Consider the following 15631-nt stretch of genomic DNA (forward strand, 5'->3'; position numbering starts at 1 on the left):
ATAGGACGATTTTTTCGTCCTATTTTTATTATGATTTAAAATTTAACCGACAGTCCAAAGTACGATAGCTAATAACTGTGGCAACATTATACGTAAGAACATAACAAGTGGATAAACTGTCGCATAAGATAATGCTGATGCGCCACTCTCTTCTTTAATTGCATTCGCAAAAGCTAGTGCTGGTGGATCGGTCATTGAACCTGCTAACAGCCCACAAATGGTGAGATAATTTACCTTACCATAAATACGAGCCACACAGCCTGTTACGATAAGTGGTATAAAGGTAATAAGAACACCAAAACCAATCCAAGACATTCCTTCACTGCTTAATAATGTTTCAAGGAAATGTCCGCCAGATTTTAAGCCTACAACCGCAAGGAATAGCACAATACCAATTTCTCGCAATGCAAGGTTAGCACTTGGTGGCATAAACCAATATAATTTACCAATGCTACCGATACGAGCCAAGATGAGAGCAACCACTAATGGACCACCTGCTAAACCTAATTTTAATGCCACTGGGAAACCTGGAATATAAAGTGGAATAGATCCAAGTAGTACCCCTAAACCGATACCGATAAAAATTGGTAACATTTGTACTTGTTGTAACTTTTGTTGGGCATTACCGATAATCGCCATTACCGCTTTAATATCATCTTCTCGCCCTACTAAATTAAGGACATCACCAAATTGAAGTGTCATTTCACTATTTGGGACAAGTTCTACACCTGAACGATTTAAACGAGAAATAACTACATCATATTTACCTTTAAATCCTAAATGACGAAGTTTTTTACCAAAGATTTTTTCATTGGTGACAACTGCACGTTCTGAACGATAGTGTGTACCTTTGGTTGAAAGCGACATTTCGGCTTCTTCACCTAAAATTAGCTTCATTTTATTTAATGTTGTTGCTTCTCCGACAAGATGAAGTACATCACCAATCAATAATTGAGTATCTGCCTTTGGTACAAAAAGTTCTTCACTCCCTCGTTTTAACCGAGAATAAACGACATCGTGAAGTTCAAAATCAGGAATTTCTTTTAATGTTAAACCTTGTAAATTTGGATTAGTCAAACGCACATTTAATGAACTTAATCCACTTTTTTTGGTATTTTGGGTTTTATCAAAATCTTCTGCTTCTTGATCAACATTAATTCTGAAAATAACACGTACCAACCACATTGCAAGTAAAATACCCACAATACCAAAAGGATAGGCAATGGCATACGCCATACCCATTACTTCGGTATCACTACCTAATTCTGCTAGAATTTGTTGTCCAGCACCTAGTGATGGCGTATTGGTTACCGCCCCAGAGAATACCCCCAAAATAACAGGAAGTGGCACATCAAATAATTTGTGTAGTAACACCACTAATACACCACTAATGGCAACAATCATAAATGCAAAACCATTTAATTTTAAGCCTGAATGACGTAGTGATGAGAAAAATCCAGGACCAACTTGAATACCTATGGTATAAACAAATAAAATCAACCCGAATTCTTGTATGAAGTGTAAGGTATGTTTATCTAAATGAAGTCCATACTGCTGCATAAAGTGAGCAATAAATAACCCACCAAATAGAACGCCCCCAATACCGAGTCCAACACCTCGAACTTTAAAGTTTCCAATCCATAGTCCTAACACCGCAACTAAAGAAAGGATACTTACCGTGATTGCTATTTCACTCATTGTTTCCCCTAATAAAATAAAAAATAACTAGGTGAATTCTATCAAAAATTACAATAAAAAATTAGATTTATCGCAAAATAATGGCGTATTTATAACACTTTTACATTTTTGAACAGAAAAGCGGTTACATTCTGTTAAATTTTTACAAAAAACTAACAAAATGTAACCGCTTATAACTATATAGTCTTAGATATTCGTTTTATAAATTAGAATTTATAATTTACGTTTAAGCCAAATAAGTTTACGTGTGCACGAGACTTAACATCTAAACTTCCCGCTCCAGTTCCTTCAGAGAAATTATTTTTATGTCCATAAACATAAGCATAACCAATATCGGTACTTAAATTAGGCGTAAATTTATATGTTGCTCCAATGCTGTACCAAGTTCTATTAGTATCAGGAATAGATATTGATGGTATTTTTCTGCTTGCACTTTGTTCATAAGCAATACCCGCACGTAATGTTAACTTTTCCATTGCTTTATAAGTTAAACCAATTGCATAACGGTTATTATCAGAGAATTTTTCTTCTCTACGTAGCAAATCTTTGTTGTTATTATCGGTTGCTAATAAACGTTTAAACACACTCCATTTGGTATGCTTCCAACTATAATGTAATGCAAGCTGATCCGTTAATTTATGGTAAGCTGATAGCTCCCAGAAAGCAGGTAAAGTTACAGATAATTTTGCAGGAACATTTTTACCTCCTGTTGCAGGTTGTAAATTTTCAGGAAGTAAAGAACCTAATGCTATCGATAATTCATTAGAGAATTTTCCCTTGAAATCAAGTTTGATACCTGAATGATAAGCTAAACCGAAACGATGGTTCTCATTTATACTGTATGTTAATCCTGCATTCCAACCATAACCCCACTCGTTACCTTCTAAATGCTTGATTTTTGTACTTGCAGGTATGCCCGCAATCATAGGAAGCATTGGTGCAACAGCATTGATTTTGTTTAATGTCGCTTGTAATTCAGCTCTCTTGCTAGCTGGAAGTGCTGGATTTCGTAAAGCTTGTTCTAACATTGGTTTTTTTTGTAACAATCCATTTGCTAACATTTCTGGTAAAACACCAGCATAACGATCTAATTCAGCTTCTGCGTGAACGACGTTTACGCCAAAACCAAAACTAAAACCATGACCCAATTTTGCAGCACCACTCAAATTGTAGTTTATTGCTTTCAATTCAGTCATACCACCTAGCCAGCCTGCTGTATAATTTTCCTCAAATTGTGTTTTTAAACCGTAGTTTACGTTTATGCCTGCTCCGATACTAAAACGCTCATTCACTGGTGAAACAAAGTAAAGATTAGGTATAATTGCGTTTGGTACTATATTTTTATTAGAAGCATTTCGTCCTGATAAATTCCCGTTAATATCTACTTTTGCTCCAACATAAATACCACCTGCAGAAATCTCTGGTCGGGTAAACTCTGTCATTAAAGCTGGATTGGTTGCAACAATAGAAGCATCTTCTGCGATAGCAGCATTCCCTGAAAATGAGGAGCCTAAACCAGAAGTTGAGATTTCAGCAAGTTGGAAACCTGCAGCAAAACTACCTGTTGCCGATAATGTTAATATTGCAGCTAATGATAGCTGTGTCATTTTTTTCATAATTTCTTTGTTCCTTGTTAATATTAAAGCGGTAAGATATTTACCTATTTTTACAAATTTCTTAAGCATTATCGCTTTTTGCGAACAAATTTTAAAAGCTGAAAAATAAAGTAGCAATAAAATTACTTTACTTAACAAACTGTTCAGACCACTTAAAAAGGTATTACTATGACAATTTTTATTGCACCTTAAAACAGAAATGAGTAAACTTTATTCCAAATATATTAAAATTCAAACTAAATAGAGGTGAAAAATGTCTAAATGTGAAGCAAATGAATCTAAGGTATGCGGTTGTGTTGATGTAGGCACTGTCATTGATGGTGAAGATCGTAGTGTTGATTTTGTACAAGTGTACGCAACACAATCACAAGCAGAAGATGCTTTAGCTTATTTAACTGAAAAAGCCAAAACTGCAGAGTCTGAGCCTTGTCAAATAAACAGTAAAATTACACAAGTTGAAAATGGCTATGAATTAAAGGCTGATTTTGAATTTTGCTGTCAAGCAGAAGCAATGATTTTTCAGCTTTCCACTCGTTAATTTATACTTATTTTTCAAAAATCCTCAGTATTAACAACTGGGGATTTTTTTATTTTTTAAATAAAACAAAAAACGCTTGCATATTTATGCATATAATTTTAATATATATTCATTATCTATTTTACAGAAAGGACCTTAATTTCGTGGCAATCCAAATTAATAATGTTAATTTCTTTTATGGCTCAACCCAAGCTCTTTTTGACATTAACTTAAATATTGATAAAGGCGATACAATTGTACTTCTTGGACCAAGTGGTGCAGGGAAAAGTACATTAATTCGTACCCTTAATTTACTTGAAATGCCAAAATCTGGCACATTGAAAATTGCAGATCACCAGTTTGATTTAAGCAATAAAATTGATCAAAAGCAGATTGCCTTGTTACGTAAAGAAGTGGGGATGGTATTTCAACAATATCATTTATGGCCACACTTAACAGTAATGCAAAATTTAATTGAAGCACCAATGAAAGTATTAGGGTTATCAAAAGAAGAAGCAACAAAAAGAGCGGAAGGTTTATTAGTGCGTTTACGTATTGAAGATTTTTCAGAACGTTTTCCATTACAACTTTCTGGAGGACAACAACAGCGTGTTGCTATTGCAAGGGCATTAATGATGCAACCTGAAGTACTGTTATTTGATGAACCAACAGCAGCTTTAGATCCTGAAATTACTGCACAAATTATTAATATTATTAATGAATTACAAAATACAGGCATTACCCAAGTTATCGTTACTCACGAAGTTTCTTTTGCCAAAAAAGTCGCAACAAAAGTTGTTTATATGGAGCAAGGAAAAGTAATTGAATTTGGGAATGCTAGTTGCTTTGATAAACCACAAACTAAAGAGTTTGCAGCTTATCTTTCTCACTAAATATTTTCTAACTAAACTAAAATAAGGACTCAACAATGAAAAAATTATTATTAACAGCACTATTTGCAACCACAGCATTATCTGCAGTGGCAAAAGAAACGATCACTTTCTCTATGGAAGCAACATATGCTCCTTTTGAAAGTACTACAGACAAAGGCGAAATCGTTGGATTCGATGTTGATTTAGCGAATGCACTTTGTGAACAGCTTGATGCAACCTGTGAATTTAAAAACACAGCCTTTGATAGCTTAATTCCAAGTTTAAAATTCAAAAAATTTGATGCAATTATTTCTGCAATGGATATTACAGACAAGCGTCAAAAACAAGTGTCATTCACGCAACCTTATCTTGAAAATTCAGCAAGTTTCTTAGCATTAAAAGATAAAGATATGCCGAAAGAAGCGAAAGTGATTGGTGTGCAGAATGGTTCGACTTATCAAGAATATTTAATGAAGAAAATGCCACAATATCAATTAAAATCGTATCCTTCATTACAAAATGCAATCTTAGATCTTAAAAATGGACGTATTGATATGATCTTTGGTGATACACCAGTGTTAGCAGAATGGTTACCAACTGAAACATCGGTTACCTTTGTTGGTGATAAAGTAAAAGATAAAGATTTCTTTGGTATTGGTTACGGTATTGCAGTAAATAAATCGAATAAAGAATTATTAGAAAAATTAAATACTGCATTAAAAACTGTGAAGGAAAACGGTACATTGGATAAAATTTATCAAACTTGGATGACGAAAAAATAATGTCTTTTGATATTCTTCACTCTTTTTCTTCAGCAACGTTAGTCACATTAACGCTTGCTGTTGCAAGCCTTATGATAGGCTTAATACTTGCAATTTTGTTCGTTATACTAGAAATGAATAAAATTACATTTATTCGCAATAGTGCCAGTATTTTAGTGACGCTATTACGTGGTTTACCCGAAATTCTGGTCGTCTTTATTATTTATTTTGGACTAACACAACTGTTCTTTTTAATAACTGATGAGTTTGTCGAATTTAGTGCATTCTGGTGCGGAGCAGTCGCATTAGGTATTATTTTTGCCGCCTATGCTTCACAATCCTTACGTGGTGCAATTAAAGCTATTCCACTCGGTCAATGGGAATCAGGTGTTGCGTTAGGTTTTAGTCGTCCACAAACCTTTATTAAAATTATTATGCCTCAAGTTTGGCGACATGCTTTACCTGGACTAAGCAATCAATGGCTTGTTCTGTTAAAAGATACTGCATTAGTTTCTTTAATTGGAGTCAGCGACTTAATGCGTCAATCAGATTTAATTAATGCGTCAACCCATAAACCTTTTACTTGGTATAGTATTACTGCATTGATTTATCTTGTCATTACACTTGTTAGCCAATTTTTCATTGCTAAATTAGAGTACCGTTTTACTCGTTTTGAAAGAGGAAATAACTAATGTTGTGGGATTATTTTATTACTATTTCGCAAGGAATTAGTACCAGTTTGCAACTAACCGCTATCTCATTAGTGATTGCTTTCATTATTGCTGTCAGTTTTACCTTTCTGCTTTCAATGGAAAATAGCTTAGTAAAAAAAATGATTAATCTATTTATTACTGCTTTTACTGGTACGCCATTGTTAATCCAATTTTTCCTTATTTATAGTGGACCTGGGCAATTTCAATGGATAATTGATAGCCCTCTTTGGTATTTCTTATCTAATGCGTGGTTTTGTGCTATTTTAGCCCTTGCATTAAACAGTGCTGCTTACTCAACGCTTCTGTTTCACGGTGCAGTTAAAGCCATTCCAAAAGGGCAATGGGAAACCTGCTCTGCTCTAGGATTAAGTCGTTTACAAACATTAAAGATTTTAATTCCTTATGCATTAAAACGTTCGTTACCTTCTTACAGTAATGAAATAGTACTCGTATTCAAAGGTACTTCTCTTGTTTCAACCATCGCGGTAATGGATATTATGGGTTATGCTCGTCAGTTATACGGAATGGAATATGATGCGTTATCTATTTATGGTATGGCGGGTGTTATTTATTTAATCATTACAGGTATTATGGTGCTTCTGTTAAGAAGACTAGAGGCTTATGTACTCACTTTTGAACGTTTTGAAGTAGAAGAATAATTATAGTAAGAAAATCAAATAAAATAGAATAAAATAAAAGAGACAATATTTTTTATTGTCTCTTTTATTATTTTATAGCGGGTATATTAAAATCAAAATTTGCAAATCTTTATTTAAATCTACCCGCTTAACATACTAAAACTAAAGATGTTTTATCTATTCTATACCACTATCCAATTTATGCTTTATATTTTTGGAAAACTAAACAAGCATTTGTTCCACCAAAACCAAAACTATTAGACATCACTGTTGTGAGTTCTTTCTCTTGGTATTCAGTGACAATATTTAACCCTTTTGCTTTTTCATCTAAGGTTTCAATATTAATACTTGGAGCAATAAATTTATTGTCTAGCATTAATAAAGAATAAATCGCTTCGTGAGCACCTGCAGCACCTAAAGAGTGACCCGTCATTGATTTAGTGGAAGAAATGGCAGGTTTTTTATCACCAAATACCGATTGGATTGCTTCTAGTTCTTTTAGATCTCCAACTGGCGTTGATGTCCCGTGAACATTAATATATTCAACTTCATCTTTAACGGTTGCTAACGCTTGTTTCATACAACGAACAGCCCCTTCACCACTTGGAGCAACCATATCATAACCATCAGATGTCGCACCATAACCTACAATTTCAGCATAAATTTTTGCACCACGAGCAAGAGCGTGTTCAAGTTCTTCAACAACCACTATGGCTCCTCCTGCGGAGATAACAAAGCCATCACGCTCTGCATCATAAGCACGAGAGGCTTTTTCTGGCGTATCGTTATATTTAGTTGAAACCGCTCCCATTGCATCAAATTCACAAGCCGATTCCCAAGCAAGCTCTTCACCACCGCCAGCAAATACTATATCTTGTTTACCTAACTGGATTAATTCCATTGCGTTACCAATACAATGCGCTGAAGTTGCACAAGCAGAGCTAATACTATAATTTACTCCTTTAATTTTAAAAGGGGTAGCTAAACAAGCCGAAATACTTGAAGACATTGTTTTGGTTACGGCATAAGGTCCAACAGCTTTAATTCCACGAGGACTTTGAGCTGCATTACAAGCAATTAACTGCCAATGACCCGAACCAATTCCTGAACCAACAATTAATCCGACACGATCATTTGAAACTTGTTCTTCAGTTAAATTTGCATCTTCTATAGCTTCTTTCATTGAGAGATAAGCATAAGCAGCACAATCTCCCATAAAACGAAATACTTTACGATCAATGAGTTCTTTAGGATTCAATTTGATTGTACCAGCCACTTGGCTACGCATTTTCATATCTGCAAATTCAGGAACAAATTCAATACCAGATTTACCTGCTTTTAGTGAATTTAATACCTCTTCTTTGTTATTTCCGATACTTGAAACAACACCTAAACCTGTAATAACGACTCTTTTCATTGTTATCCTCTAATGAAAGTTTAATAATAGGAACCATTATAGCTTATACTTATTGAATAAAATAAGCCATAAAATACCCCTTCATTTTACACGATTTTAGTCGTGGTCAGATCAGTTTTTTTAAATATAAGGTAATTTATTATGAATTTTAAACAAAAAAATACCCTCATAATTGAGGGTAAGATCTTTTGATCTAATTCTAGGAGGAATGAATTAGCGTTTTACAAAAGGAGATAAATAAAACATCATCAAAAGATAACTAAAAAATTGGCTCCTCCTGCTGGACTTGAACCAGCGACATATGGATTAACAGTCCACCGTTCTACCGACTGAACTAAGGAGGAATAGTTTTTTCAGGATATATTAGTAAGTTTGCTTTGTCAAGAAACCAATTCTCGAAAAACAAACTTACTCATAATCCCAAGTAAATAATCATTAATAAATTTAATTATCCACTTTTACTGAACTTAAACAGCTGAATTAACTTAATTTATCTGGTAGTGCTAATACTGGTTCGACCTCTTTTACATTCACTTCTTTTAAGTTTAAAGAATGAATTTGAGCAGATAACTCTGCATCGAGCGTATGCTCAGCAACATAAGATGCCATAATGCGATCATTAGCATTACATTCTTTGTGCTCTAGAAGTTGTATAAAATAAGGTTTTGCTTGGGTAAATTCACCCTCACGAACTAGTGCATATCCTACGATACGAGCATAATCATCACTGTAACGTTCTACCGCTTTTTTGCCACGTTTGGTTAGTAATTTCAGTAAACGTTTATTATCAGCAATATCTAAACGAGTTAATTCATCAAATAATAATTCAAGTTCGTCATCTTTATATTTTTTCACTGTTTCAAAAGCTAAAGTTTGTGCTGATTGATGATCATCACAATCAATTAAACGTTTAATTAAACCCGTTCTTGCATAAACAGATTTATTACGACGACTTGGTTGTTGTTTCCACCAGTTTAATAATCCTTCTTGACCTTCTTCGTGAAGTTTTTCATCAAGTAGCCCATCGTCAACCCAATGTTCTAAGTCGAGATATTCTTCATTTGTAAGTATATTTTGATATTTCACATCTTCAAGAATATGATCCATCGCAATGAAAGCACCTGATTTCTGATACACTGGAATAGCTAAACTTAATACTTCTGTGTTACGAGAATCCAGTTCAAGTAAACTATCTACCGCAGAACGTGCAGCTGGTAGTTTTTTCTGTAACATAAGAATTTTTGCTCGAGCAATTTCTAATGCTATATTGTTATCTCCAGCAATTTTTGAAGCTTCAACTAAATATTTATTTGCAGCCTTTTCATCCCCTTTTCTCTGAGCCGCTTCTGCCGCTTTAATAAAGTTAAGTACAGGTTTATCTGAGTGTTTAGCATTTTTACCAATTAGTTTTTCTGCTTTAGAATAGTCACCTTCACTCATTTTGACTAACCCCTCAAGGGTTTGTTTCTGTGCTTTTTTACGTTTACGAGTAAAGAACCAACGATAATAACCTCTACTTAATGAGAAGAAAGACTTCAGTATCCCTTCAACAAGATAAATAACTGCCATTAATGCAACAAAGAATACAACAAGCATAACAATGCTCATTTCAATGACTTTTGTGTCAGTTTCAATTCTTACGTAACCTTGATGACCTGCAATATAAGGACCTGCGACTAACCCCGCAAGTAATAAGAACATTAAAAAAAGAATTCTAAACATACCATTCTCCTATTGTGCTACTTCTTGAGGTTGTGGTGCTTTAGGTACCTCTTGAGTTCTTAATGTATTAAGTAAATCTAAACTACTTAACTGTTGTGGAGCATCAATATAGACAGACTGTTGAGCAAGGCTGTCAATTTCGTTTAAGAATGCTTTTACATTACTGCTTTCAACATCAAAATAACTTCTTACCCAAGAAGCGACAGTATCCAATGATTCTTTGTATAAAGTATTTTGCTGACGAGGTATCGCTAATGTAGCAATTTGTAAGCGTAAACGAATGTTTTCTCTAAGATAAGCTTCTTGGCTTGGAGAAACAAACACTTTCTGAATTGAGTTATCTTTATCATTGATTCGAATAAAGTGAGAAAGGAATGAACCTGCACTTTTCTCAATATTTTTCTGCCAATCTTCAAGAGAACCACTGATCTCTTTTGATGTTTCCTCTGTGCCATCTTCTTGAGAATTTAGCATTGGCATATCATCAACACTATTAGCAAGATGCGTTAATTTTAACATCAAGGCATCTTGATCAACGTCATTCACTGAATCAAGTTGTTTTAAGTCTGTTTGAATAGCTTCTCTAATTTTTAATATTTGAGGAGCACTTACTTCACTCAAAAGTGAACCCGCATCTTTTAACAACAGTTTTGCTGTACCAATATCATTATCTAACACCATCTTGCGTAAAGCATTATTTAATAAGAAATCGGCATCAGAAAGCACTACCGCTGTAGATTCTGGTGTATTAACTTGGGTTTTAAGTTGTGTAATTTGCTGAGCATAATCACTTTGCATTTTTTCTAACTGAGCAATTTTTTGTTGTGATTTTTTATACTCTTCAGTAAGTTTTACAATTTCATCATTGATTTGAGTTGAAATTGAAGAAGATGTTTCAGACTCTTCTGCTACTGATTGAGTTTTTACTGACTCTTGGATTTTTGCTATATCTTGAATAACAGGTTGAATTTGTGTCTGTACCTCTGTTTTCAGCTGCTCTTCAAGTTTTGTCGTTAATTGTGTCAGTTGTTGATTCAACTGTTCTGAAGAAACGCCTGCTGTAGCAGTTGCAGTATTAACTTGAGGAGATTGCTGTGAGTATGTTGCAATTTTTTGCTCTAATTGAGTAAATTTTTGCATTCCAAAGTAATAACCGGCTCCACCAACACCTAAAGAAACAATCAATGCAAGTAATGCAATGCCCGTACCACCAGACTTCTGTTTTTTCTCTTTTGGCTCTGATTGTGGTTTTGTATTTGTAGGCTCTACTGTTTTCTCATCAGTTTTATTTTGAGTATTAACAGTTGATTGTGATGCAACATTAGGCTTTTGTTTTTTCTTGTTTGGATTTTTATTGTTAGAAGGAACCGCTTTTTCTGTTTGAGTATGCTGCCCGCTCTCCTCTTTTTTATTCATATTTTTTTGTTCAGAAACAACCGTTTGATTGTCTTTATCAGACATTTTAGTTATTTCTGAATCAGTTTTATTTGTTGTTTGTTTAACGTCTTTATTTGGTTTTGACATAAACTCACCCCTTCTCTAGTTAATATTCATAATGTTCAATCATAGTATATCATTGATTATGATATGTGATAACAGTTTCTAATAAGCTATTATTATTTACTTGTGTTGAAATAATAATATTATCTCTTCTCCAACCTATACTTACTGCATATTTTGCAATTCGTTCACTTACTACAATAAGCAAACATTGAATAAGCCACTTTCTATCTTGTAACGATGTTTGTTTAAGTAGAGTATTTAAAATATCACAGCTACTAATAATAAGTGTATCAATTCTAGCCTGTTTAAAAAAGGACATTTTAGCATTTATACCCTTTTTTGTTAAACGACAATAACATTCGATACTTTTAACTCTTGCCCCTCTTTTGGTTATTTCAGTAGAAATTAGTTCTCTACCTTTTTCTGCACGTAAAATAATAAAATTCTTATGTATTACTCTCTCCATTTCAGGGAGAGCTAAAAAAGTTTCACTATTTGCAAATTTTATTGGATAACGTACCGCTTGTTTTGATAAAGCAGAAAAATAATTTGCAGATGCTTTCCCTATAGCAAAATACTTTAAGTCATCACGCCATTTAATATTATTCTGCACTAAGATATGATGAGCAAAATAAATCGCATTTTTAGAAACAGAAAGTACATAATCATTAGGTGTTAAAGAAGCTAATACAGAAGGAAGTTGTGATAGTTCTCGCCCTCCAACAATATCAAATGGGGAATAATGTATTGCAGAAATATTATGATGTTGCAACATTTCTGTTAATTCTTCTCCAACTTTTTCAGGGCGAGTGACTAATACTTTCATCGATTATTCTGGTAAACCTCTTCAAGGATCTTATCAGCACCTTTTGATAGTAATTCCTTTGCAACACTCACACCCAACTGCTCCGCCTGTTCTTTTGATGCTTTTTGTGTAACACGAATGAGCGTTGAGCCATCGAGTGCTCCCACTAAGGCAGTGAGTGTAATTATATCTCCGTCTAATGTAGCAAAACCTCCGATAGGAACTTGACACCCACCTTGCAGATAACGATTCATTGATCTTTCTGCCAGAACACAGCAAGCGGTAGCATTATGATGCAAATTTGCAATATAGCGTAATACTCGCTGATCATTTAAACGTGTTTCTATTCCAATAGCTCCCTGACCACAAGCAGGTAAAACTTGTTCAACAGAAAGAAAACAACGAATACGTGCCTGTAGATCTAAACGAATTAAACCAGCAGAAGCAAGAATAATTGCATCATATTCACCATTATCTAGTTTGCTTAAACGCGTTCCTACGTTTCCTCGCAATGATTTTACTCGTAAATGAGGATAGTGCGCCATAATTTGACTCTGACGACGTAAACTTGACGTACCAATAATGGCATTCGTGGGTAACTCATCTAAATTATTATATTGATTAGAAACAAAGGCATCACGAGGATCTTCTCTCATACAAATTGCTGTAAGTCCTAATCCCTTAGGAAATTCCATTGGAACATCTTTCATTGAATGCACTGCAATATCAGCACGATTTTCCAATAATGCCAATTCTAGTTCCTTAACAAACAATCCTTTTCCCCCGATTTTGGCTAACGGAGTATCTAAAATCACATCGCCTTTGGTGACCATCTCAACCAATTGAATATTAAGAGCTGGAAACTTTTGTTCCAGTAATTTTTTGACGAAATTGGCTTGCCATAATGCTAGAGGACTTTGACGTGTTGCTATTCTCAAAATTTCTGTCATTTTTTATTTATTTGATTAATTTAACATCATAGTTGAAATACTATCACGTTTTATAAATGCTGCCAAAATTAATTTGATGCTAAAATAGTCTTTTAAAATCGAAATTAATTAGAGATTTATCTATTTTTAATGTAAAATCCTCCTCCGTAATATTTGCATAAAAAACAAAAAAGAGGTTGCTGAATATGAGCGGATTTGCAATTCTAAGAAATAAAAATACAAATAATGAAAAAATCCATACAAATGATCAAAATCAACAGGAAGAACAACCTAAATTAACATTAGGGGCTAAATTAAAAAATGCTCGGATAAATAAAGGGTTATCAATTAAAGATGTTGCCAACTTGTTACATTTTAAAACGTCTATCATTCAATCTTTTGAAAACGATATATTTGCTTTACCAAATCTTCCTGTTGTTTTTACTCAAGGTTATTTAAAACGTTATCTTCAGTTTTTAGAGTTACCCGAAGAGCTATTGCAGGAGAGTTCTTGCAGTGGTGTTAAAGTTTCTATTCTAGATACTATTCAAACAAAAACAAACACAAACACAAAATCTCGTTGTGGGTGGATAAAAGTAATGACAGTTTTTGTGTTACTATTTGCATTTGGAATGACATTACTTTGGTGGTGGCAAAATTATCAGAAAGAGCAAGAGGAAAGAGAAGCACTTGTTAATTCAACTGCAAATTCTATGATTTTTAAGGCTGAAAATACACAAAAAGCACCACAACAAATTCTCTCTCAAGAATTAAAAGAGAACGATAACAAAATAATATCCAATTTGCAGCCAACTCCACATAAAATAAACGATGTAACAACATCAGTAACAACCGAAAATATAAAAAAACTTGAAACAAAAGAAACAACGGACAGTATTGAATCTAAACCATCTGATTTAGAAAATAATCAATCAGAAACAACACCAGAACCTCCAACGATGACAGATTCTACAAAATTATTTGAATCAAATAGTAATCCAATTAATAACGTTGCAGAAACTAAAATTGAAGAAAGAAAAACTCAAGCAGTAGAATCTAAAAATAATTTACGTATAGAAGTTATTTCCGCTTCCAGTTGGATTACTGTACGTGGTGATAATGAACAAACATTAACCTCAAAACTATATAAATCAGGAGATAAATTAACGTTTAATGATCACCATAATTATCAATTAATTATTGGTGCACCAATGAATGTTAAAGTTTATTACCAAGAAGAGAAAGTTCCTCTTAAATTGGATGGACAAGTTTCTCGTATTTCATTACCGCTAAAATAGAAATCTAAAAATAAATATGCTAAAACAACCTTTAATTAAACGTCGCGAATCGTTAAAAATTTATGTGGGTAATGTCCCTGTCGGGGGTGATGCACCAATTTCAGTGCAATCAATGACAAATACACGAACAACAGATGTGGAAGCCACAGTTGCTCAGATTAAAGCTCTTGAGCGAGTCGGTGCCGATATTGTTCGAGTATCCGTACCAACAATGAATGCAGCAGAAGCATTTAAAGCAATTAAACAGCAAGTCAACGTGCCTTTAGTCGCAGATATCCATTTCGATTATCGTATTGCGTTAAAAGTAGCGGAGTATGGTGTGGATTGTTTACGTATCAACCCAGGTAATATTGGCAGTGAAGAGCGTATTCGAGCTGTAGTAGATTGTGCAAGAGATAAGAATATTCCTATCCGTATCGGGGTTAACGCAGGATCACTTGAGCGAGATTTACAAGAAAAATATGGTGAACCGACCCCACAAGCATTGTTAGAAAGTGCGTTAAGACACGTCGATATTTTAGATAGATTGAACTTTGATCAATTTAAAGTCAGCGTTAAAGCCTCTGATGTATTTTTAGCTGTAGAGTCTTATCGTTTATTAGCACAACAGATTAAACAACCATTACATTTGGGTATAACTGAAGCTGGTGGAGCAAGAGCGGGATCAGTAAAATCAGCGATTGGACTAGGATTACTTCTTGCAGAAGGTATTGGTGATACATTGCGTATTTCATTAGCGGCAGATCCTGTAGAAGAAATCAAAGTCGGTTTTGATATCTTAAAATCCTTAAGAATTCGCTCGCGTGGTATTAATTTTATTGCTTGTCCTACTTGTTCTCGTCAAGAAATTGATGTGATTGCCACAGTAAATGAATTAGAACAACGTTTAGAAGATATTATTACACCTCTAGACGTTTCTATAATTGGTTGCGTGGTTAACGGACCAGGGGAAGCACTTATCTCAGATTTAGGTGTCACAGGTTCAAGTAAAATGAGTGGTTATTACCTTGATGGTGTTCGTCAAAAAGAGCGTTTTGATAATGCTTTACTTATTGATCAATTAGAAGCAAAAATCCGTGCCAAAATTAGTATGCAAGATGCAAGTAAACGAATTGCCATAGAGCAATTATAATTAAATTAAG

The 15631-nt window shown here is 34.1% G+C and carries 14 protein-coding genes and 1 tRNA gene; 7 read left to right on the forward strand and 8 right to left on the reverse strand.

Annotation, left to right across the window (positions count from 1 at the left end; genetic code table 11):
* Positions 1 to 42: 42 nt before the first annotated feature.
* Entirely contained in the window at positions 43 to 1698 is a 1656-nt protein-coding gene (locus tag KGI96_RS05925; RefSeq protein ID WP_211597049.1) for a putative transporter, read from the reverse strand.
* Between the two features lie 206 nt (positions 1699 to 1904).
* Positions 1905 to 3314 carry a porin gene (locus KGI96_RS05930; protein WP_211597048.1) on the reverse strand — a complete coding sequence of 470 codons (1410 nt, stop codon included), beginning with the start codon at positions 3312 to 3314 and terminating at the stop codon, positions 1905 to 1907.
* A 253-nt stretch (positions 3315 to 3567) separates the two neighbouring features.
* Here KGI96_RS05930 and KGI96_RS05935 point away from each other — a divergent pair, with 253 nt between their 5' ends.
* The 5 genes from KGI96_RS05935 (at position 3568) to artM (ending at position 6836) form a co-directional block, all read left to right on the forward strand.
* The gene (locus KGI96_RS05935; RefSeq protein ID WP_211597047.1) at positions 3568 to 3852 is read left to right on the forward strand and encodes a YfcZ/YiiS family protein; all 285 of its coding nucleotides are present in this window, start codon (positions 3568 to 3570) and stop codon (positions 3850 to 3852) included.
* A gap of 143 nt (positions 3853 to 3995) precedes the next feature.
* Positions 3996 to 4724 carry an arginine ABC transporter ATP-binding protein ArtP gene (gene artP, locus KGI96_RS05940; RefSeq protein WP_211597046.1) on the forward strand — a complete coding sequence of 243 codons (729 nt, stop codon included), beginning with the start codon at positions 3996 to 3998 and terminating at the stop codon, positions 4722 to 4724.
* Positions 4725 to 4759: 35 nt separating this feature from the next.
* Positions 4760 to 5485 carry a lysine/arginine/ornithine ABC transporter substrate-binding protein gene (locus KGI96_RS05945; protein WP_211597045.1) on the forward strand — a complete coding sequence of 242 codons (726 nt, stop codon included), beginning with the start codon at positions 4760 to 4762 and terminating at the stop codon, positions 5483 to 5485.
* Positions 5485 to 6156 carry an arginine ABC transporter permease ArtQ gene (artQ, locus tag KGI96_RS05950; RefSeq protein ID WP_211597044.1) on the forward strand — a complete coding sequence of 224 codons (672 nt, stop codon included), beginning with the start codon at positions 5485 to 5487 and terminating at the stop codon, positions 6154 to 6156. The genes KGI96_RS05945 and artQ overlap by 1 nt, the downstream gene beginning before the upstream one ends.
* Entirely contained in the window at positions 6156 to 6836 is a 681-nt protein-coding gene (gene artM, locus KGI96_RS05955) for an arginine ABC transporter permease ArtM (protein ID WP_211597043.1), read from the forward strand. Before artQ ends, artM begins: the two co-directional genes overlap by 1 nt.
* A 178-nt stretch (positions 6837 to 7014) precedes the next feature.
* Here the strand turns inward: artM and fabB are convergent, their stop codons facing one another.
* From fabB to hemC, 6 genes are all read right to left on the reverse strand, one after another.
* Entirely contained in the window at positions 7015 to 8232 is a 1218-nt protein-coding gene (gene fabB, locus KGI96_RS05960) for a beta-ketoacyl-ACP synthase I (protein WP_211597042.1), read from the reverse strand.
* 268 nt (positions 8233 to 8500) lie between these two features.
* Positions 8501 to 8576 (reverse strand) — tRNA-Asn (locus KGI96_RS05965).
* 136 nt (positions 8577 to 8712) lie between these two features.
* Positions 8713 to 9954, reverse strand: coding sequence for a heme biosynthesis protein HemY (locus KGI96_RS05970; RefSeq protein ID WP_211597041.1), 1242 nt, complete (start codon positions 9952 to 9954; stop codon positions 8713 to 8715).
* A 9-nt stretch (positions 9955 to 9963) separates the two neighbouring features.
* The gene (locus tag KGI96_RS05975) at positions 9964 to 11478 is read right to left on the reverse strand and encodes a uroporphyrinogen-III C-methyltransferase (protein WP_229577130.1); all 1515 of its coding nucleotides are present in this window, start codon (positions 11476 to 11478) and stop codon (positions 9964 to 9966) included.
* A 49-nt stretch (positions 11479 to 11527) separates the two neighbouring features.
* Complete coding sequence (locus KGI96_RS05980) at positions 11528 to 12283, reverse strand: uroporphyrinogen-III synthase (RefSeq protein WP_211597040.1); 756 nt, start codon at positions 12281 to 12283, stop codon at positions 11528 to 11530.
* The gene (gene hemC / locus KGI96_RS05985) at positions 12280 to 13212 is read right to left on the reverse strand and encodes a hydroxymethylbilane synthase (protein WP_211597039.1); all 933 of its coding nucleotides are present in this window, start codon (positions 13210 to 13212) and stop codon (positions 12280 to 12282) included. The genes KGI96_RS05980 and hemC overlap by 4 nt, the downstream gene beginning before the upstream one ends.
* A 185-nt stretch (positions 13213 to 13397) precedes the next feature.
* On the opposite strand from hemC, the gene KGI96_RS05990 reads away from it, so the two are divergent.
* Together KGI96_RS05990 and ispG are read left to right on the forward strand one after the other, a co-directional pair.
* Positions 13398 to 14489 (forward strand): RodZ domain-containing protein, encoded by a 1092-nt coding sequence (locus tag KGI96_RS05990; protein ID WP_211597038.1) that lies wholly within the window; start codon positions 13398 to 13400, stop codon positions 14487 to 14489.
* Positions 14490 to 14505: 16 nt separating this feature from the next.
* A complete protein-coding gene (gene ispG / locus KGI96_RS05995; protein WP_211597037.1) occupies positions 14506 to 15621 on the forward strand; it encodes a flavodoxin-dependent (E)-4-hydroxy-3-methylbut-2-enyl-diphosphate synthase in 1116 nt (371 codons plus the stop codon).
* Positions 15622 to 15631 lie beyond the last annotated feature (10 nt).

The organism is Phocoenobacter atlanticus subsp. cyclopteri (genome assembly GCF_018343795.1).
Taxonomy (GTDB): domain Bacteria; phylum Pseudomonadota; class Gammaproteobacteria; order Enterobacterales; family Pasteurellaceae; genus Phocoenobacter; species Phocoenobacter atlanticus.